Source organism: Aristophania sp. ESL1142 (genome assembly GCF_058107345.1).
This window is the reverse complement of sequence record NZ_JBYLUH010000002.1, coordinates 246,469-268,171: the sequence shown is the minus strand read 5'-3', so window position 1 is coordinate 268,171 and position 21,703 is coordinate 246,469. Positions and strand designations below refer to the sequence as shown.

The 21,703-nt window shown below is 46.5% G+C and carries 15 protein-coding genes and 1 tRNA gene; 5 read left to right on the top strand and 11 right to left on the bottom strand.

What is annotated here, in order from left to right; translation table 11 throughout:
* Position 1: 1 nt before the first annotated feature.
* Positions 2 to 913 (top strand): Tim44 domain-containing protein, encoded by a 912-nt coding sequence (locus AC3B6P_RS08935; protein WP_489805785.1) that lies wholly within the window; start codon positions 2 to 4, stop codon positions 911 to 913.
* A 469-nt stretch (positions 914 to 1,382) separates the two neighbouring features.
* Complete coding sequence (locus tag AC3B6P_RS08930; RefSeq protein WP_489805784.1) at positions 1,383 to 2,612, top strand: Tim44 domain-containing protein; 1,230 nt, start codon at positions 1,383 to 1,385, stop codon at positions 2,610 to 2,612.
* Between the two features lie 210 nt (positions 2,613 to 2,822).
* On the opposite strand, the gene AC3B6P_RS08925 is transcribed toward AC3B6P_RS08930, so the two are convergent.
* From AC3B6P_RS08925 to uvrB, 7 genes are all read right to left on the bottom strand, one after another.
* Positions 2,823 to 3,785, bottom strand: coding sequence for a heme o synthase (locus AC3B6P_RS08925; protein ID WP_489805783.1), 963 nt, complete (start codon positions 3,783 to 3,785; stop codon positions 2,823 to 2,825).
* Positions 3,786 to 3,791: 6 nt separating this feature from the next.
* A complete protein-coding gene (locus tag AC3B6P_RS08920) occupies positions 3,792 to 5,021 on the bottom strand; it encodes a cbb3-type cytochrome c oxidase subunit I (RefSeq protein WP_489805782.1) in 1,230 nt (409 codons plus the stop codon).
* 136 nt (positions 5,022 to 5,157) lie between these two features.
* The gene (locus tag AC3B6P_RS08915) at positions 5,158 to 5,802 is read right to left on the bottom strand and encodes a class I SAM-dependent methyltransferase (RefSeq protein WP_489805781.1); all 645 of its coding nucleotides are present in this window, start codon (positions 5,800 to 5,802) and stop codon (positions 5,158 to 5,160) included.
* 525 nt (positions 5,803 to 6,327) lie between these two features.
* Complete coding sequence (gene gshB / locus AC3B6P_RS08910) at positions 6,328 to 7,317, bottom strand: glutathione synthase (protein ID WP_489805780.1); 990 nt, start codon at positions 7,315 to 7,317, stop codon at positions 6,328 to 6,330.
* Between the two features lie 28 nt (positions 7,318 to 7,345).
* Complete coding sequence (gene greB, locus AC3B6P_RS08905; RefSeq protein WP_489805779.1) at positions 7,346 to 7,834, bottom strand: transcription elongation factor GreB; 489 nt, start codon at positions 7,832 to 7,834, stop codon at positions 7,346 to 7,348.
* A gap of 23 nt (positions 7,835 to 7,857) precedes the next feature.
* Positions 7,858 to 8,757 carry an aldose epimerase family protein gene (locus AC3B6P_RS08900; protein ID WP_489805778.1) on the bottom strand — a complete coding sequence of 300 codons (900 nt, stop codon included), beginning with the start codon at positions 8,755 to 8,757 and terminating at the stop codon, positions 7,858 to 7,860.
* Positions 8,758 to 8,759: 2 nt separating this feature from the next.
* Entirely contained in the window at positions 8,760 to 10,892 is a 2,133-nt protein-coding gene (gene uvrB / locus AC3B6P_RS08895) for an excinuclease ABC subunit UvrB (RefSeq protein ID WP_489805777.1), read from the bottom strand.
* Between the two features lie 109 nt (positions 10,893 to 11,001).
* Here uvrB and AC3B6P_RS08890 point away from each other — a divergent pair, with 109 nt between their 5' ends.
* A complete protein-coding gene (locus AC3B6P_RS08890; RefSeq protein WP_489805776.1) occupies positions 11,002 to 11,313 on the top strand; it encodes a hypothetical protein in 312 nt (103 codons plus the stop codon).
* Between the two features lie 8 nt (positions 11,314 to 11,321).
* On the opposite strand, the gene AC3B6P_RS08885 is transcribed toward AC3B6P_RS08890, so the two are convergent.
* The 4 genes from AC3B6P_RS08885 to AC3B6P_RS08870 all read right to left on the bottom strand — a co-directional run bounded on the left by AC3B6P_RS08885 (position 11,322) and on the right by AC3B6P_RS08870 (position 20,573).
* On the bottom strand, positions 11,322 to 12,689 hold the full coding sequence (locus AC3B6P_RS08885) for an ABC1 kinase family protein (protein WP_489805775.1): 1,368 nt from the start codon (positions 12,687 to 12,689) through the stop codon (positions 11,322 to 11,324).
* A gap of 18 nt (positions 12,690 to 12,707) precedes the next feature.
* Complete coding sequence (locus tag AC3B6P_RS08880; RefSeq protein ID WP_489805774.1) at positions 12,708 to 14,537, bottom strand: M3 family oligoendopeptidase; 1,830 nt, start codon at positions 14,535 to 14,537, stop codon at positions 12,708 to 12,710.
* Positions 14,538 to 14,627: 90 nt separating this feature from the next.
* Positions 14,628 to 19,142, bottom strand: a complete 4,515-nt coding sequence (gene gltB / locus AC3B6P_RS08875; RefSeq protein ID WP_489805773.1) for a glutamate synthase large subunit — start codon at positions 19,140 to 19,142, stop codon at positions 14,628 to 14,630.
* Positions 19,143 to 20,573 carry an NAD(P)-dependent oxidoreductase gene (locus AC3B6P_RS08870; protein ID WP_489805772.1) on the bottom strand — a complete coding sequence of 477 codons (1,431 nt, stop codon included), beginning with the start codon at positions 20,571 to 20,573 and terminating at the stop codon, positions 19,143 to 19,145.
* 310 nt (positions 20,574 to 20,883) lie between these two features.
* Between AC3B6P_RS08870 and AC3B6P_RS08865 the strand changes: the two genes are divergently transcribed.
* Together AC3B6P_RS08865 and AC3B6P_RS08860 are read left to right on the top strand one after the other, a co-directional pair.
* Positions 20,884 to 20,970 (top strand) — tRNA-Leu (locus tag AC3B6P_RS08865).
* Positions 20,971 to 21,047: 77 nt separating this feature from the next.
* Positions 21,048 to 21,695 carry a ribonuclease D gene (locus AC3B6P_RS08860; RefSeq protein ID WP_489805771.1) on the top strand — a complete coding sequence of 216 codons (648 nt, stop codon included), beginning with the start codon at positions 21,048 to 21,050 and terminating at the stop codon, positions 21,693 to 21,695.
* Positions 21,696 to 21,703: the final 8 nt, after the last annotated feature.

The window sequence follows — 21,703 nt, the reverse complement described above, 5'->3', positions numbered from 1 at the left end:
TATGCACAAACCCTCCCGTCTCTTTCTTTTTGCCTTTTTGGCTCTTTTTACCTTTCTGCAGGCTGCCGATGGCTTCGCCCGTGCCGGGCGTGGGTCCTCTTTCGGCAGTCGCGGCTCACGCACATGGAGTGCTCCCAGAAATACGACGATAACACCGAATTGGTCCCGGCCTATGGAGCGGAGTCTAACCCCTCCAACCCTCAATAGGCCAACACCCCCTATGGGTATGTCCCGTGCCCCGGCCATGACTGGATACCGCCCGTCATTTGCCGCACGCCATCCCATGCTGACTGGTTTTGCTGGCGGCTTTCTGGGGGCAGGGCTATTTGGCCTGCTCAGCGGACACGGTTTCTTCGGTGGTTTTGCCAATGGATGGTCTTTTCTCGGTGTCCTGATTCAGATCCTCGTTGTTGTCTTCTTCATTTCACTAATAATGAAACTATGGAGAAAACCCTCTGAGCAGGCTGGCAATAACGGAACTAACACTTCATTCCCACAGAGAAGCCCTGTGACTTTACGGCCAGAAGATTTTACCGCTTTTCAATCCCTACTTCTGCAAATTCAGGCAGCATGGAGTACCCAGAATATCTCAGCCCTCAAAAGCATGACGACGCCTGAAATGGCACAATATTTCGGGGAACAGCTTTCTGATCTCTCCAGCCGGGGTGCGCGTAATATCCTTTCTGACGTAAGGTTTTTACGGGGTGATCTTTCCGAAGCATGGCGTGAAGGAAATCTGACTTACGCTACAGTTGCCATGCGCTACAGCCTCATTGACGTAACAACTGACAGCCTAGGCAACGTCATTGATGGCAGCCAGACTGAGCCACAAACTGTTACGGAGCTTTGGACATTCGTTAAAGCAGACGGACGCGGAAACTGGGTCCTTTCCGCAATACAGCAGGCAGGATAAAACTTATAACCTATTGTGAGAATTTTCTCACAATAGGTTAACAAATAAAAAATCATGATTTAATTTTTCTATATAGTGAAATATAGCCGTCAAATTGTACAAAATTTGTAACAACATAATACACATATATAATATTCATAAATTTAAAATACAAATGATTACAGAATAAATTATGAAACTATATTATATAAACTTTATTTTTGAATATTATTCTTTATAATTTTTCATCAATTATATCTTCTATATCAAAAATGAAAATGTAAAAATTTATTATAAAATATTAATAAATATGCCTATATGAATTTTGTAAATATAATCTATTTTTATTTTATACTTAAACCATAATATATCGTAAATCTACTTCAAAATTTTCTTATAATGGACAATATTGATAAAATATTAATTTTGATCAAATTAGAGCACTCTTCAGCCAGAGCTAATGGCATGACATTCACTTGAGAAGTACTTTATGAATCATCTTTTTCGTTTTTTCCTTCTTACCTGTCTTATATTTTTAACTTCATCTCCCTCTGACAGCTTGGCTCGTGCAGGACGTGGCTCCTCATTTGGCAGTCGTGGCTCTCATACATGGAGCGCTCCCAAAGCTACATCAATGACATCGAGCTGGTCTCACCCCATAGAAAGAAGCTGGACTCCCCCTTCCCATCCCCATCGCACTCATACTATTGAAGAAGAACATATCTCTACAGTAAGTCAGGCTACGGAAAGCAAGCCAAATCCTCCTGAAAAGAAAGACATTACACCGCCTTTACTGCAACGCCAGACTACCGATGCAAAAGTAATCCACAAGCCCATTTTAACTCATAGATTAAAGCAACGAACTGCTCTCCACAGGAAGGCGGCTGTTCTGATTCCCCCACCACTTCCAGTTACGACAGACAATGATAATATGGCAAGTGATGATGAAGCATCTTCAGAAACCGTTCCTCAGCCGTCTGTTTCGGAAGATCCTTTACCATCAACATCAACGCCAACCACATCATCTCAGAAACCTTCGGACATACCAGTCATCGTCAATCCTGATCCCCCTCCCATAGCACCAGCACAACACTATATCTTAACTGACTTTGTGTATGGTTTTTTAGGATCAGGTCTTTGTGGCTTAATAGGAGACGACATTTCTTATAATGATACTGAGAATTTTGGGTATCTTTTGGGCATTTGCATACAAATAGCTACGCTCTTTTATGCCGTTTTGTGTTTGATAAAAGCACAATTACGACAAACATGTAGCTACACAAATAACTTATCTCCACAACAGCGCCCTTCCCCCTTACTCCTTGAACGCGAGGACTTTATCGCTTTTCAATCCCTGCTCCTGCAAATTCAGGCAGCATGGAGTGCCCAGAATATCTCAGCCCTCAAAAGCATGACGACACCTGAAATGGCACAATATTTCGGGGAACAGCTTTCTGATCTCTCCAGCCGGGGTGCGCGTAATATCCTTTCTGACGTAAGGTTTTTACAGGGTGATCTTTCCGAAGCATGGCGTGAAGGAAATCTGACTTACGCTACAGTTGCCATGCGCTACAGCCTCATTGACGTAACGACTGATAGCCTAGGCAACGTCATTGATGGCAGCCAGACCGAGCCACAAATTGTTACGGAGCTTTGGACATTCGTTAAAGCAGACGGACGAGGAAACTGGGTCCTCTCCGCAATACAGCAGGCAGGATAAACTAAACGAAAACGCCTTCCCCTGATTACAAGGGAAGGCGTTTTTTATCACAATCCGTCGGCTCGAAGGCGTTAACCTCCAAAAACGACCATGCTTAACAAAGTCGATAAAGGGCTATGTTGAAAAGAGCCAGTGCTATAAATAATAGTCCTAGCACTATTCCCAAAAGTCGGCTTATCCGACGGCGCGATGAAAGATCATGTCTAATCATCATGCTAACAAAATCCTGTCAATCAACAATGCACTAAACAGAAAAAAAAGATAAGCCAGCGAGTATCTGAATGCCAGACGAGCTGGCTTGTCACCTGTCAAGCTAACCCCTTTTTCATCCTGTTGGTCAAGTAAAACTTTCACAGCACATAAAATAAAGCCGCCGTCAAGGAGAGCCGCACAAACCGTATAAAACCACCCACACTGCCCTGCAAGGCTAGGGGCAAGGGAAACAGCTGTCAGGATCAATGTATAGATAAAAATCTGCCAGCGTGTATGACGTGCGCCTTTTATGACTGGCAGCATCGGGATTCCCGCCCGATCGTAATCTTTACAAGCATAGAGTGAAAGCGACCAGAAATGCGGCGGTGTCCATAAAAACACGATAGCAAACATGCTGATTGGTAAAACATCGAGCGAGTCCATGGACGCCGCCCAGCCAATCATGGGAGGAAAAGCCCCTGCCGCCCCGCCAATAACAATATTTTGTGGTGTACGACGCTTTAACCACATCGTATAAATCACACCATAAAAGAAAATGGAAAACGCAAGAATACCAGCAGCCAAAGCATTCGTTGCAAGCCATAAAAGAATCACCGAGATTACGGAAAGCACGATAGCAAAAATCAAAGTGCTTTCTGGACTCACCCTGCCTGATGGAACGGGTCTGACACTCGTACGCTTCATAATAGCGTCGATATCCCTGTCGTACCACATATTAATCGCCCCTGCTGCCCCGGCTCCCAGGCAGATGGACATTATCGTGACAAGGGCAATGACAAAGGGCACATGGTGGGGCGCAACAGCCATCCCTGCCCAACCCGTAAATACCACAAGAGAGATAACACGTGGTTTTAGCAGACTGATCCATTCTCTTAGGGAGGCATCACCATCCTGCCCTTCAATTTTGAATATTTCTTTTAATTTCGCAACAGAAGAATGCGACGATATTATTTGTGACATGATGGCCTAGCCTTTTACGAAAGACTGTTTTGCAAATATCTTCTGCCTCTTTTTTAGAGTTGCACAGGCAAAGCACCCCATGAAAACAAATACAAGCAGACTGATACCAGTCAGTACAATCGCAAAAAGCTGGGCTTGCGGGATCATAAAGCACAACATTGCCGCGAATGTTACAAAGGCATGCCCCACTCCCAGTTCAAGATATCCTCTGGAGAAAAAGGGAACCATTTGTCCCATCCAGGCATAAAAACCCGCACAAAGCGATAATAGGCAACCAAAGACAATAGATTGGTGCCCCTGGGTAATATCACCAATTGAGGAAAACATATTGGAATAAGGAGAAGAAAATAAAGCAGATATAGTCCCAATTCCGAGCAGGATAACAGATAAAACGGCCCAATATGGTGCAGCACTTTTCCTAAATGAAGCATGCCATATAGCAATACATATAGTTGCTAGAAAAATAACAGACGGCACTAGCTGCGCAAGATAGAGAATAGAATATGAATCGCTAAAAAGAAAATTACAAAAAAGGCTTCTTACCCACAATAAAGGCGCAACAATTCCTATTATACCAAACAAATAAGGTGCTATTTTTACAGGGAAACTGCTTTTTACAGGTAAAAGCGCCTGCGAAACCACACCAAAAGCAGGCAGAAGCAGAAGGCTGAGTTCTGGAATCTGGAAAAAACGCATCAATGAGGACGCTGAACCAAGATCTATTTTCCCCTTCACCAGAAGGGCCATAATAACAGGTGCAATAATAATCACGGTAACAGCGTTAAAGAGAAAGGCCCACACTATCGATGGCAAGGCCTGATAAGATCTTGTTCTCTCTTCAAGAATGGTTGCGACTATATTTATCGCAAGAATCAACACTCCTACAGACCAAAGCATCAGTGCATTACCAGGCCATAACGGCAAGACAATGACTGCTATGGCAAGAAGGAGCCATGCCCCGATTGAGAAAGACGGCAAAGCCATCTTTTGTGCCCCGATTGATTGAGGCAGCAACCAGTGAGCCAACCCACCTAAAATACCGGGCACTACAACAAAAAAACCCATTAAAAGCGTATGGCTTACAAGGAAACCGGCAGTGGGATGCATATTAATAAAGGGAAGTGCCATTCCTCCCCCCAAAAGCCCAGCAAAAAGGGCCAGGAGGAGGTAAGCAGTCCCGATACGATTACTAGCCGAAGGAATAGAAGATTCTGCTGACTCTGGATAGCCGATCACATTCGACCTCTGGGTTTTATGAAGAAATCCTCTCCTACGGACAGAATTCCCTCTATATTCAAAACATCATTAATTCAGAATTGATAATGATAAACCGACCTTCTGTCACGTAAAATCATGACAATTTTTTAATCTTTTAATGAGGCAACGTGACCAGTGTAAACAATCCAAGCGGAGGAACCGGTGTAATTGTTGCTTTTATAATGTCCTGATTGGAAAGTAGATCCTCAAGCGCAAAGTCAGGATGCCATCCTAATGTGTTCGCTGCAGGCGCCATAATCTGCTCAATGGCAAGACGCAGGCCACCATGAGCCTTGAAGTGATTAACAAAAAGAATATACCCCCCCGGCTTCACAACCCTTTTCAGCTCTTCAAGCAATTTTTTCGGATGAGGCGCAACGGAGGCGACATACATAGCAACAGCAATATCAAAGCTGTCTTTTTCAAAACTGGTTTCTTCCGCATCCATCTCTAGAAGAGCCTCAACATTGCTGAGCCCTTTCTGCCGGACACGCTGACGCGCCTTGGCCAGCATTTCTCCAGAAAGATCAATACCTGTGATAAGCTTATTCATACGATATGAAGGTAAGGAAAGCCCTGTCCCTACCCCAACTTCCAGCACCTTGTCACCTGGCAGGGCATTGACAGCCTCAACAGCTCTCTTACGCCCGAAAGCTGAAATGCCGCCAAATACAACATCATAAATATCAGCCCATCTTCTATAGGCGTTTATGACGCTATCAGCATCAAGGGAATTACGAGTTTGATCGGAAGTCATCATGAAATTATAGGACCTTGTTCGTCTTTATCTTTGTCCCATCAGGGACTCACCATGATTATATGCACAAACACACTCTAATTACTTGCCTGTTAAAATTTATTTCGACAAGATTGACGGCATATCTTTATCACTAAATAGACTTGATAAGTGACAGAAGCAACTCTAGCGGGGGGAGGATATCATTTCTCATTTTTCATTCCTGAATTTCACCATTGGCATCATCACCTTTCTTGCATGGGGCGGCCTAATCTATATCCGTGAAAAAGACAGGATAAAATCATGGTTCTTAAATCGTTTTACACGCGATAAAATACCCGAACATCCTCATGAAAATACTGAAGGATCCCAGCCTCTTTTACCGTTCCCCTATGACGATTTCCGGCCTAAAAAAGAAACCACTCACTCTACAGCCTCTCACATAGAGGAACCGGCGGAAAACAACAAAGAACATGAAGAACCGCCGAACTAGCCTTCTCTGATCTCTTAATTGTGAATGACCGACCGGCGCGTTTGAAACAGTTTTTCCTAAAGCCGCTTCTCTATGGCATCCCAAATAAGGCCAGCACTGTTAATGCCCTCAAAGCGATCAAGCTCTTGTAACCCTGTTGGAGATGTCACATTAATTTCAGTGAGCCAGTCGCCAATAACATCTATACCCGTAAAAATCAGCCCATTATTTTTCAGATAAGGGCCAATCTCTTCGCAGATTTCCTTATCTCTTTGCGTTAGTCCCACGGGCTGTGCCTGACCACCGACATGCATGTTTGAACGCGCCTCACCTTGCGCTGGCACACGGTTAATGGCCCCTATGGCCTCACCATCTACAAGGATAATCCGCTTATCGCCTTTTCTTACAGAGGCTTCATAACGCTGCACCATCAAAGGTTCTCTTGAAGTTGCAAAATGCATTTCCAATAAAGCACTGAAATTTTCATCATCCTCTTTCACGCGGAATATGCCTGCTCCACCATTTCCGAAAAGTGGTTTTAGGATGATATCACGATAATGGCGCCGGAATTCGCCAATCGCCTCCTTGTCCCATGTCACCAAGGTTGGGGGCATTAAATGAGGGAAATGTGTAACAAGCAGCTTTTCCGGGGCATTCCGCACTGCAGCAGGATCATTCACAACAAGGGTCTTATCAGGTCCGATCCCATGCACATGCTCTAAAATATGCGTGGCTGTAATATAGCCCATATCGAAAGGAGGATCCTGCCTCATAAGCACAACATCTGTTGTAGCAAGGTCAAGCATTTCTATGGCACCAAAATGTGCGTGGTTACCCTTTACGCGCTGCACTTTAACCGGACGTGCCTTTGCCTGCACTCTTCCTGAGAAAGAGCCGCTCTTTCCTCCTTCCGTCAAGGTCAATGACGTTGGATGATATTCAAAAAGCTTATGCCCTCTTTTTTGTGCCTCCAGCATCAAAGCAAAACTGGAGTCCCCATTAATATTGACACCTTCAAGAGGGTCCATCTGAACAGCAACACGAAGAGACGATATACGGGATGTCATGGATTATTTCCTTTAATGAAGGCAGGAATTACGGATAAGTGATTGAAAGAACTTCAAGAAGGAGCGGTCCTGACGGTGTCTGCAAAGTGACTTCATCACCGACGCGAGCCCGCATTAATGCCCTTGCGACAGGAGAGACAAGACTGACTTCGCCTCTTTCCAGTACGGCCTCATCAACTCCAAGCAAGGTCACTTCATGCTCACGGTCTTCTTCATCAACATATCGAACCGTTGCACCAAAAAAAACCTGTTCCCGATTCGTCTGATGGGAAGGATCAATGATAATTGCATCATCCAGCCTTTTAGTTAGAAAACGCAAACGGCGGTCAATCTCTCTCAACCGCCTTTTACCATATTGATAATCCGCATTTTCCGAGCGGTCTCCATTACCCGCAGCCCAGGAAACAATCTCTACAACCTTTGGCCTCTCTTCATGAGAAAGTTGTTTCAACTCAGCGCGCATGCGTTCAGCGCCCTTGGGGGAAAGATATTGTTTAAGAGAAGGTTTCTCAGCCATGTCGCAGCCTTTTAAGGGAAAAACTAATTATCCGTCAGTGTAAAGCGCATCTTACCCCCTATGCGCTGCCCGGCTTTGAGAACTCTGACACCACGTTTCTCTATTTCAGGGTGATTAAACCCGTCTGCCATCATAGTTACAGGTGACAATGCTATAAAATCACTCTCTCTGGGGGAAAAGACAGAGAGAAAAGCGAATATGGAATCAGAAACAAGCTTTACATCAGGGCCGCCGCCACCTCGTTTCAGTAAAATCTCGCCCCCCACCTCTGTGAAAACATGCCCCAGAGATCGCTCATAAAAAGCCACATCTTTGCTAAAAGACCACTCCCCTTCTGCAGGAAGAACCTTGTCTGGCAGACCATCCTTATCCGTCCAGACTGATTGTGAGGAAAAAGAGAGCGTTGAAGCTGAATCAGCACATAAAAAGGACTGAAAACCGAACCCGACTGGCTGAGACTGCGTGTCCCGGTTTTCAAGAACCATCTCTATTTCGAGGGCTTTTTCATACAATCTATAAGAGACTACAGCCCTGTAGGAAAAAGGCCAGTCTGTATCCGATATGGATTGAGGCACAAAATCAAAAAACAGAATGGCATGAGTATCTGTCTTATGAGCCAGTTTCCAAGGATTCTTACAGCCATTCCCGTCTGCTGGAGCGCAGGCCCCCTCCCCGTCAGGAGCTAGCTGAAAATCATTTTCTCCAAAAGAAAATCTCCCTTGGGCTATGGGGCCAGCATAAGGCACAACCGGATATGCAGCGACCAACTGCGTATCCTGCAATATCTTCCGTTGAGGACTGAAAATTTCCTTTTGGTCAAAACGCCAGCTTCTGACAGCACCACCGGCCTGCGGTAATATTTCAAGAGAGGCCCTGCCCTGCGTGAGAGTAAAAGACGTTTGAAGCTCATCAGGCACACTCATTATCACGCTTCCTTCTTTTTTCGGGTTCGCTTTTTGGGCAAAGCAGGTGTCAGATTATGGGGGAATACTGTCTCTTTAGGATTGACAGTCATACCTAACTCTTCAGCCTCTCGGCGATAGATCTCATCACGCAATTTTGCTGCTTTTTCAAAATCAAGATCAGATGCAGCCTTACGCATTTCCTTTCTCAAAATATCGAGAGATAGTTTTTCCTCCGCCTCTTTCTCATTTTCAAGAACATTTTCTTCAGCTTGTAACGAGTCTGCAATACGGCTTTTGACTGATTGTGGTGTAATATTGTGAGCCTCATTCCAGCCAATCTGTTTTTCACGCCGGCGCGCTGTTTCATCAATCGCATAACGCAGACTATCCGTTATCTTATCAGCGTAGAGAAGCACGCGCCCTTCGACATTACGCGCCGCCCGCCCTATCGTCTGGATAAGAGATGTTCGGGACCGCAAAAAGCCTTCTTTATCTGCATCCAAAATGGCAACAAGAGCACATTCAGGAATATCCAGCCCTTCCCTTAACAGATTGATCCCGACCAGAACGTCAAATGTCCCCAAGCGCAAGTCACGGATGATTTCAATACGTTCGAGCGTATCAATGTCAGAATGAAGATAACGCACTCGGACACCATTTTCAGAAAGATATTCTGTCAGTTCCTCAGCCATTTTTTTGGTCAGGGTCGTAACAAGGACCCGCCCTTTTTGAGCAATGGCAGCTTTGGCTTCATGAAGGAGATCATCAACCTGCCCTTCAACAGGCCTGACAATTGTGACAGGATCAATCAACCCAGTGGGGCGAATGATCTGTTCAGCATAAACACCTTCCGTCTGTTCCATCTCCCATGGACCCGGTGTCGCTGACACAAAAACTGTCTGAGGACGAAACGCATCCCATTCTGAAAAAGATAAGGGTCTGTTATCGAGGCAGGAAGGCAGGCGGAATCCGAATTCTGCCAAAGTAGCCTTTCGGGCATAATCGCCCCGCTCCATACCCCCAATCTGGGGAACAGCAACGTGGCTTTCATCAATAATCAAAAGGGCATCTTCAGGAAGATATTCAAATAATGTCGGCGGGGGATCACCCGGGCGGCGCCCAGTCAGGTAACGGGAATAATTTTCAATCCCCTTACAGACACCAACCGTTTCCAACATTTCAAGGTCAAAATTCGTCCTTTGCTGTAGCCGCTCTGCTTCAAGAAGTTTCCCTTCCTCATTAAACAGCTTCAGACGTTCATCAAGTTCACGAGCAATACCCGTCATTGCCTGATTCAGGGTCGGGCGCGGTGTAACATAATGTGAATTGGCATAGAGCATCACTTCTGACAGATCGTCTGTTTTCTGCCCTGTCAGGGGATCAAATTCATAAATTGTCTCTATTTCATCTCCAAAGAAACTAATTCTCCAGGCACGATCTTCATTCTGAACAGGGAAAATATCAATCACCTCTCCCCTGACCCGAAAAGTTCCCCGCTCAAAAGCAAGGTCATTACGCATATATTGTAATTCAACCAATGACCTGATCAGGTCATCACGCTCGACTCTTCCCCCGACTTCCAGATGAACTCTCATACTGGCATAAAGCTCTGGTGAGCCAATACCATAAATACAGGAAACAGACGCGACGATGATAACGTCATTACGCTCCAGCAATGCCTGGGTCGCCGCATGGCGCATACGGTCTATCTGTTCGTTACGCTGGCTGTCTTTTTCGATAAATGTATCTGAACGCGGAACGTAAGCCTCAGGTTGGTAATAATCATAATAAGAAACAAAATATTCAACCGCATTTTCCGGGAAAAACTGTTTCATTTCCGCATAAAGCTGAGCAGCAAGCGTTTTATTCGGCGCCATAATCAAGGTCGGGCGCTGAACTGCCTCAATGACTTTAGCCATTGTAAATGTTTTGCCTGACCCGGTAACTCCCAGCAGAACCTGATTGCGCTCTTCCTTTTCCAATCCATTGACAAGGTCTGCAATGGCACGCGGCTGATCACCATTTGGCTCATAATCTGAATGCACTGTAAGGCGCCGTGTTTTGGGCTTAATCGGCTGCCGTTCCGGGAAAAAATCCGTTTGCCTGGGCGACACTGGTTTCTTTTTTTTACGGGAGGATGTTTTCGTGCTCATTAGAAACAAGATGGAGATAAAATGGTGATTTCGCAAGTTATCTTCATCCTGGAATCACCTTCTTAAGAAAGAGAGTGATATAATTCTGGCTGAAAGGGAGGTTCCCATCATGGATATCAAAAATATCACCCAAGCTTACAGCCAGTTCAGCAATAAGGTTCAGGAGGGTTTTGAAAAAATCCAGTCCCTGATTCAGGAGCTACAGGAAGAGGCCCAGCAAGGTAATCAGAAAGCCCAACAATGGTCGCAAAAACTTCAGGATATTTCCAATAATTTCCAGACTGGCCGTGATAAGGTCAATAATGTTTTCCAGCAGATCAGCGCCTTTTTTAACAAAGACGCCCATCAATCTCAGGGAGAAGACGGCAAAAAGAATGCTTCAGGACTATCTGACCTAGTAGGAAAAATTTTCAAGAAATAATCTATCTGTCAAAAGCCTGAACGTGTTGGCTGAACACCAGCACGTTTCAGCGCTTCTCTCTGACGAAGAGCCAGCGTATCGACATTGAAGTCCTTGATCAGCTCCATGAACATCTGATGCCAGTTTAGGCGTGCGCCTAACCTCAGGAAAGCACTTCCCAGCCCGATAGCTGAGCGGTCCATCATGACAAATTCGCGCGGGAGGGTCACGCCGCCTGTGCGTTTCAGCCCTTCATAGACCGCTTCAAGCGTTGCACGGGCTTCTTCAGGTTTGTTACTCTCTTCCATGGAACATTCTTTATCTGTCATAAGAGGACGATAAAAAAAGCGCGCCCAGCCATTCAAAACACTGGCTGTCTCCCGTGAAAGATCGCGAAAGCCCCAATCCTGATAAGCTTCGAAAGCGGCGTCCTCATCATCTTCACGCAGTGCATTAAACAACCTTACAACGCCTCCCACAAAGCGGGGGGAAAAAATGCGCACGGCTCCAAAGTCAAGTAAATTGATACCATCATCTTCACGCACGGTGAAATTACCCATATGTGGGTCACCATGAATAACGCCATAATGATAAACAGGGCGGTACCAGGCATGAAACAACGCCCGTGCTATATCATTACGTTCCTGCTGAGAAAGATCGCTTGCAAGCACTGATTTCATCGAGCGGCCCTTCACCCAGCTCATGGTCAGCAAACGCGCCGTCGTCAGCTCAGAAAATGGTTTGGGAACTGTAACACTGTCAATTCCTTGCAACATAATCCTGTAAAGACGCAAATGACTTGCTTCACGCTCATAATCCAGTTCTTCGCGCATCCGCTCAGCCAGTTCGGCATAGACTTCATCCTGCCGGATGGTATTGCCAAAAAAGCCATAAAGCCCCAACACCGTCTTTAACTGGCGTAAATCGCTATCCATAGCCCCCTGCATGCCAGGGTATTGCAGTTTACAGGCAACCTCTTCACCATCCTTCAAAAGAGCCCGATGAACCTGCCCTAATGAAGCAGCAGCCACTGCATCATGACTGAATGAACGAAAATATTTCTCCCAGTCACTGCCCAGCTCTGCTCTCATGCGACGCTGGACAAAATTCCACCCCATTGGCGGTGCATTCGCCTGCAGATGAGCAAGCTCATCAGCATATTCTTCAGGCAAGGCCCCAGGAATGGTAGAAAGAAGCTGTGCCCCTTTCATAAGGGGGCCTTTTAAATTACCAAGAGCAGCCCGTAACTCTTCAGCATGTTTCTCTTTGTCAGTTTTGAGACCGAGTTTGTACCCAGCCAGGCGGGCCGCAACCCCCCCCATCGCACCAGATGCGCGAACGACACGCTGGACATTATCCATAAAGCCAGTTTTATCGAGATCACGTTCACGCGCCATGATACAGCTTTCCTTCTTTTATACTGAGTCAGCCTCAAGCTGATCAATCAAACCACTAATGACCTTCAAGCCTTTATGCCAAAAAGCTGGGTCACTTGCATCCAGTCCAAAAGGTTGCAAAAGATCTTTGTGTCTCAGGGTCCCACCAGCTGCAAGCATAGCTTTATATTTCTCTGTGAAACCTTCAGGCTTCTCACAATAGACACCGTAAAGCGCATTTACCAGACAATCTCCGAATGCATAGGCATATACGTAAAATGGAGAATGGATGAAATGGGGGATATAAGACCAGTACAGATCATAATCCGGTGTAAAATTAAAGGCAGGCCCCAAGCTGCGCTGTTGCACTTCGCGCCAGATATTGCCGATCTGCTCTGCTGAAAGCTCTCCTTTCTGGCGTTCAGCATGAACCTTTACCTCAAACTGGTAAAATGCAATCTGCCGTACCACCGTATTCAACATGTCCTCAACTTTGGAGGCGATAAGATGGCGGCGACGCTCGGGAGAGACTGTTTTTTTCAGCAGGGACTGGAAGGTAAGCATTTCCCCGAAGACTGATGCTGTTTCAGCTAAGGTTAAAGGAGTGGAAGATTTCAGATAACCCTGCGCTTGCCCAGCCAATATCTGATGAATCCCATGCCCCATTTCATGAGCCAGGGTCATGACGTCACGCGCACGTCCATGATAATTCATTAAAAGATAAGGATGGATAGATGGCACGACAGGATGGGCAAAGGCTCCAGAAGACTTACCGGGTGCCGCAGCAGCGTCAATCCATGGATTTGTAAGGAATTTTTCTGCTAACCGGCCCATTTCTGGGTCAAAGTCACAATAGGCCTGATGGACGATTGCCTTCCCTTCTTCCCAGCTGAGAATGGTGTCATCACTCTGAGGAAGGGGCGCATTACGGTCCCAATGTTCAAGCTTTTCCAACCCTAGCCAACGTGCCTTTAACCTATAATAACGGTGTGACAATTGGGAAAAAGAGCTATCTACAGCTTCGACAAGAGCATCAACAACCTCGTCCTCAACCATATTAGCCCGGTTACGACTGCTTACAGACCGTGGATAACCACGTAACTTATCCAGCGTTGCCTTATCTTTAGCCAGATTATTAGTAATCATGACCAGGAGCTTTTGCTGTTTATCCAAAGAAACACTGATACTCTGCGCAGCTTCCTGGCGTTTCTGACGGTCTGTGTCTGTCAGGCGATTAAAAACATCACCAAGAGGCAGATCCTCATTGCCAATTCTGGCTGTCATGGCAGCCATTGTTTCATCAAACAGACGAACCCATGACTGACGCCCTGTCACAGAAAGCTCAAGCAGGACACGCTCAACTTCATCACTTAACTGATAAGGTTTAAAAACCCGCAGATCACGAAGAAAAGGTGCCCATTTTCCTGCTTCCGAGGACTGGCAGAGATCAGCAACAAACGCATCATCAAGGCGGTTAATTTCAAGTGAGAGAAAAAGTAGATGGACCGATAAAGAGGCCATTCTTTCCTGAATACCCTGATAGAAACGCCCTGTTTCTGGATCAGTGGTATGAGCGGCAAAAAGAAGCTGTGCATAAGCTCCAAGCTTACCCAGCCCTTCTTCAATTTTCTCATATTCTTCTATTGCTTTTGCAAAATCGGCAGGGGAGAGAGCATGCATCCTGCCCTTCCACTCTGTTTCAAATTCTTTTGCTTTCTGCTCCAGTTCCTGGAAATCCTGCTCAATACGTGGATCCAGAAGCGAGCTATATAGATCAGAGAGATCCCACCGTGGAGCCTGAAGGACACGGCTTTCAGCAGAGGATGTCTGTGAAGACTTCACGGAAGAAAATAAAGGGTAAGAATGCATATTTATCATACGCAGAGCTTACCCTGCCAAAAGAACTCTGGGAACTCTTTTTATAGCTAAAAAATGTCCCCTTTTGCCTATATGGGCCGGTCAGGCGGAAAGACGTGTCAGATCTTCCTCAACAAAACCTATGATCCTGGCATAATCTTTCGGTACGATATGCCAGAATTTGGGAAGTGTCTCAGCCCAGTTATCCAGAAGGCCTGCAGCATAAAGGCTTCCCGTCTCTCTGACGTGACGCTCGACAAGCTCACGTAATTGTAACTCCCAGCGCGGGGAAACAACCCGGTTGCAGATGACACTTTCATTATTCACACGCCCTTCAAACTGGCCATTAACATCCAGTACAAAAGCTGTTCCCCCTGTGAAGCCGGCACCAAAATTATTACCAACTTCACCCAGAACGACGACCGTGCCACCAGTCATATATTCACAACCATTAGAGCCACATCCTTCAACAACGGCAATTGCCCCCGAATTACGGACCGCAAAACGCTCCCCTGCCTGCCCAGCTGCAAACAGCGTCCCAGAAATAGCCCCATAGAGCACAGTATTACCTATGATTGCATTATCCCGAGTGACCAGCGTTGAGCCCTGCCCTGGACGTACGATAATCGTAGCCCCACAAAGTCCCTTGCCTACATAGTCATTGGCATCACCTTCTACCTCCAGACGCAACCCTTTTACAGCAAAAGCCCCCAGTGATTGCCCTGCAGAACCTTTAAGCGTGAGGGTAACGTGACCTTCCGGCAAACTATTCATACCAAATTTGCGTGTGATCAGAGAAGAAATACGCGTCCCGATGGCACGATGTGTGTTACGCACCATATAATGCAGGTGTAACTTTTCGCGGCGTTCAAACAATGGCCGTGCGTCAGCAATAATCTCTGAATCAAGCGTATCTGGCACTTCATTGCGACCCTCACGTGTACAGTAGCGGGCATATCCCCCACTATCAGCCTGTACAAGCAGGGAATTTAGATCCAGGTCATCCAGATAATCGGCCCCACGCGAGACCTGATGCAGCATATCTGTCCGCCCAATAATTTCCTTGAGCGAACGCACACCTAATTGCGCCAGGATATTACGCACATCTTCTGCAATAAGGGTAAATAGATTAATGACCTTTTCTGGTGTTCCCTCAAATTTGGCTCTCAACGCTTCATCCTGGACGCACACACCGACAGGGCATGTATTGGAATGACACTGACGCACCATGATACAGCCCATAGCAACCAAAGCAGCCGTGCCAATACCAAACTCCTCTGCACCCAACATGGCAGCAATGACAACATCACGCCCTGTCCTGATGCCCCCATCAACACGCAAGGTTAAACGGTGACGAAGGCGATTAAGCATTAAGACCTGATGTGCCTCACTCAGCCCCATTTCCCAGGGCAGACCTGCATAATGAATCGATGATTGCGGGCTTGCACCAGTCCCACCAGAATGACCGGAGATCAGAATGGCGTCTGCTTTCGCTTTTGCAACACCTGCTGCGATAGTCCCAATCCCGGTTCTTGCAACCAGTTTAACTGTAACAGTCGCTTCAGGATTGATCTGCTTTAAGTCATAAATAAGCTGCGCCAGATCCTCAATCGAATAAATATCATGATGAGGAGGAGGAGAGATAAGTGTCACACCCGGTGTCGCATGACGGAGACGCGCAATTAATTCCGTGACTTTAAACCCAGGAAGCTGTCCGCCCTCTCCCGGTTTGGCACCTTGTGCCACTTTAATCTCAATCTCTCGGCAATCATTAAGATATTCTGCCGTAACCCCAAAACGGCCTGACGCAACCTGCTTAATTGCAGAAGACGCATTATCTCCGTTAGGGCGCGGATGAGCACGAGCAGGATCCTCTCCCCCCTCACCTGAATCAGACTTGGCACCAATCCGGTTCATGGCGATTGCCAGCGTCTCATGTGCCTCTGGACTTAGTGCCCCAAGCGAAATCCCTGGTGCAACAAGATGACGACGGATTTGTGTAACCCCTTCAACCTCATCAACCGAGATAGGATGGGCAACAGGTTTGAAGCCAAACAGATCACGTAAAGAGATGGGAGGCAAAGCCTCAAGCGCTTCAACATAACGACGGTACAGCTTGTAACTATTGGCATTAACAGCCATCTGAAGCTGATGAACTACCGTTGCATTAAAGGCATGTGCTTCACCTTTCATGCGTAATTTATAACGCCCTCCCATAGGCAGGGGCGCAATTTTTGCCGGAGCCCAGGCTGCTTTATGGGCTTTGAGAACATTACGGGCAATTCCCGGCAGACCAATCCCTGAAATACGTGAGGGCATACCAGGAAAAAATTCTGCAACCAACGCACGTGAAAGGCCAATTGCCTCGAAATTATACCCTCCCCGATAGGAAGATACGATTGATATCCCAACCTTTGACATAATTTTAAGCAGCCCCTTATCTAGGGCTTTGCGATAACGCAACATCGCCTCACGTAGCGTCATAGGCTCAAACAAACCGCGTTTAAGCCGGTCAGCAATGGAATGCTGCGTAAGCCACGGATTTACAGTCGTCGCACCAACGCCAATATTCACGGCGATGCTATGCACATCCAGTACGGTCGAACTACGCACATTCAGGGAAGTAAATGTCCTCAGAGAATGATGGACTAGATGAATATGAACTGCTGCTGTAGCCAAAATCATCGGCACAGCCACACGTTCAGCAGAACTATGTTCATCTGTCAGGAAGATATGAGCACATCCCTGCCTCACTGCATCTTCAGCCTGACTACAAATTGCATGAAGTGCTTTTTTAAGACCGGCTTTATCGTCAGAAAGCGGGAATGTACAATCAATCACTGCGCCCTGATCCCCGCAGACATCCCTGAGGCGATCAAATTCCCCGTTTGTCAGAATAGGACTGGGAAGCTGAAGAAGATCACATTGAGAAGCTGATTCTTCAAGGATATTACCAAGATTCCCCAGACGTGTTACAAGGCTCATCACCCTTGTCTCACGTAAACTATCAATAGGGGGATTTGTCACCTGACTAAATCCCTGCCGGAAATAATTCCCCAAACCACGATAATGTGTTGAAAGAATCTGTAAGGGCGTATCATCCCCCATTGAACCGATAGCTTCAGCCGCATTTGCAACCATAGGGTGCAAAATGGTTTCCAGATCCTCATAAGTGCGGCTAATGGCCTGATGGCGATGGAAAAGCTCACTTTCTGAAAGCGCACTCTCTTCATCCATCCCTTCAATCAAGGGAGCGACATCACGTGTTAATTTGACCCATTCTTCATAATTATGCCGCGAAGCGAGTTCTTCCTCCACTTCATCAGGCTTATAGAGCTTGCCTGTTGCAAGATTGACGGCCATCGTCTGGCCCGGCCCTAAACGACCACGTTCCAGAATAGATTCTTCAGGGATCCGGACAATGCCCGTTTCAGAACCGACAATCAGCAAACCATCTTTTGTGATGGAATAACGCGATGGGCGTAGCCCTGCCCGGTCAAGACCAGCAATAATCCATTTACCATCTGTTGCACAAATTGCAGCAGGACCATCCCATGGCTCCATGACAGAATAGCAATAACGGTAAAAAGCTTTCACCTTCGGCGAGATAAACGTACTGCCACCAATCGATGCCGGTATCATCAGAGATTTTGCCATCAGCGCATCTCGTCCAGCAAATGTCAGGAGTTCAAATACATTATCAAGAGCTGCTGTATCAGACCCTGATGGCTGAATCACAGGTTTGAGTGAATCCATATAGGGATCAAGATCAGGGTTGGACAGACGCGTCTCATGCGCTCTCATCCAGTTAATATTCCCTGACAGGGTGTTTATCTCACCATTATGAGCAACACGACGGAATGGCTGTGCCAGTTTCCAGGTCGGGAAAGTGTTGGTGGAATAACGCTGATGATAGAGTGCAAAACGTGAGATAAAGCGTTTATCCAGCAGGTCTGGATAAAAATCCGTCAGATTTTCAGCAAGAAACATCCCTTTATAAATGACAGACCGGCTCGAAAGGGAGCAGATATACAGATCTGTCGAAGCGGCTGCTGCTGCTTTTTCAATTCTGCGACGGATAATATAGAGATTACGTTCAAGCTCATCCTGCTCATGTCCCAGGACATTGCGGATCATGATCTGTTCGATCTCAGGGCGCGTCTCATTCGCTTTTTCGCCGATACAGGACGTATTGATCGGCACCTGACGCCAACCATAAATCTCATACCCAAAAGCGAGGATTTCACTTTCAATGATCTGACGTCCCCGCTCCTGCGAGGCCAGATCATTACGTGGCAGAAAGACCATGCCAACAGAAATGATCCCGTCAATCTTGCTGATACCGGTGCTGTGAATCGCCTCCGCAAAGAAATTCTGGGGAATCTCTACATGAATACCAGCACCATCACCTGTCTTGCCATCTGCATCAACTGCACCGCGATGCCAGATATTGCTTAATGCCTCAATCCCCGCCTCAACAACCTTGCGCGATGCTTTCCCATCAAGGCTGACAATAACGCCCACGCCGCAGGAATCATGTTCCTGCGCAGGATCATATAGTCCCTTCAAGCGTTCGATATTGGCCTCATACTCCTGAACGAAATTCGCACCTGTCATTTAAAGAACTCCCCCAAGAGTCTGCTCAGCCTGTAATTGAGAATGATGTGTTGAAAGATAACGATCCATGGCCCTTGCAGCTTCCCGCCCATCGCGAATAGCCCAAACGACCAGACTGGCTCCTCGCACAATGTCACCACCAGCAAAAACACCTGCAAGAGAAGTCTCGTAGCTGTTTCTTGAGACTTTCAACGTGTTATGAGCTGTGACAGCAAGATCATCACAGCTCCATGAATTACGTAGATCTTCTGGGTCAAATCCTAAGGCACAGATGACCATATCCGCCTCTAACTGACTATGCTGCCCTGTAGGTTCAACTGCCCGACGGCCATCAATATCTGGCATGCCAAGACGCATTTCCTTCAGCCTGACTGCTTCAACATGATCCTTTCCAAGAAACGCTTCTGGGGCAGCAAGCCAGAGAAACTCTCCGCCCTCCTCTTCTGCATTAATCACTTCCTGACGCGAACCAGGCATATTGGCCCGATCACGACGATAAACGCATGTTACTTTTGCAGCGCCCTGCCTTAGTGCACTCCTGACGCAATCCATCGCAGTATCACCACCACCGATCACAACAACGCGCCTCCCTGCACTATTTAATTGTGCTTCGGGAGCTTCTGCCTGGCAGAGAAAATCGAGTGCTTTAACAACACCCTTCAGGCTTTCCCCTTCTACATGTGCACGTTTCGCTTTATAAACGCCTGTTCCAAGGAAAACTGCCTGATGACGCTTTCTAACTTCACTGAAAGGTAGGGCATCTGGCTTGTTGCCGATTTCCTGCCCAAGGTGGAAAATAACACCCTGAGCTTTCAGGAGATCAATACGGCGCTTGACTACGTGTTTTTCAAGTTTGAATCCGGGGATTCCGTAACGCAGCAACCCACCTGCTTCCGCCTGGCGTTCATATACATGAACGTCATAACCTTTCGCCCTGAGGCTCCCGGCACATGCCAGCCCTGCCGGCCCCGAACCTATAATCCCAACACTTAGGGACTTTTCCGTAAGGGGGAGATCAGGCGTCACCCATCCTTCATCAAATGCCGTTTCTGTAATAAAACGTTCGACGGCACCGATTGTTACACTTTTAAAATCTTTATTGATGACACAGTTACCCTCACATAAACGGTCCTGGGGGCAGATACGCCCACATATCTCAGGAAAACTATTTGTCTCGGAAGACAGACTATAGGCTTCTTTGAGGCGCCCTGTGGCAGCAAGCTGCAACCAGTCTGGAATATTATTTCCCAGGGGGCAGTGAGAGGCACAAAAAGGAATCCCGCATTGAGAGCAGCGTGAGGCCTGTGTCTCCGCTTTATCTAAGGGGAATCCTTCATAAATTTCATTAAAATCTTTCCGTCTTTGTTCAGCGGACCGCTTAACAGGACGCTCCTGTGGTTGATGCACAAATTTAAGCATGGGATCAGCCATAAAGCACGTCTCCTGTTTACGACCTGTTTACCTGAGAGCAGGAAGCAAATTAAAAATCTGCGACATTGATGACAATAAACTAACCAAATAAATAGTCAACATTGCTTACCTTTCACGAGAATGTAATCGACATTTTAGGAAAATTAACATAATGATCACTCAAGAATATGTCCGAAACGGAACATTTAATTAAGCTCTCTAAATTATTCTTTTTTATGAGTTGACGTTCCCACAAGAGGTCGCTAGAAAGCATCCCACCAACGCTGGTTTCGTGTTTCAATCTTAAGGAATATGAAGCTGGATGACAAAGGCCCAGATGGCGGAATTGGTAGACGCGCAGGTTTCAGGTACCTGTGTCCGCAAGGACGTGGAAGTTCGAGTCTTCTTCTGGGCACCATATTCATATTAGGCAGAAAAACTCTCTTTATTTAGGAGTATCTGCCACGTGATGTGCATATTTTCTCCCGGTGTCTTATGAATAATGAACAAAACATCATCCATCTCTATGACGGAGATTTGCCGGAGAATCTTGATCTCGGACCAATCGTCGCCATTGATACTGAAGCAATGGGGCTAAACCCCTACCGGGACCGCCTTTGCCTTGTCCAACTTTCTAGCGGTGACGGACAAGCTCACCTTGTCCAAATTCGCCCTTCTCATCTAGAAGGGAAAGGAGCAGGTTGTCCTAATCTCAAAGCTCTTCTGGAAAACAAGGACGTCACAAAGCTGATGCATTTTGCCCGTTTTGACGTCGCATTATTACAGTATTCCTTTGACATCATGGTCACTTCCGTCATCTGCACAAAAATCGCGTCACGCCTGGTCTATACATTTACTGACAAGCATGGGCTTGCTTATCTATGCCGGGAGATATTAGGCATTGATCTTTCCAAACAGCAACAAAGTTCGGATTGGGGTGCCCCTCTATTAACAGAAGCGCAGAAAAGCTATGCTGCTTCCGACGTTTTATATCTTCACGCTCTTTGGGATAAGCTCAAGGCGATGCTGATTCGTGAAAATCGTCTTGAAATAGCTCAATCATGTTTTGATTTTCTATCAACTCGTGCCACACTAGATCTGCTTGGTTATATAGAACCGGATATATTTTCCCACAAAGGCTGATATTAAAA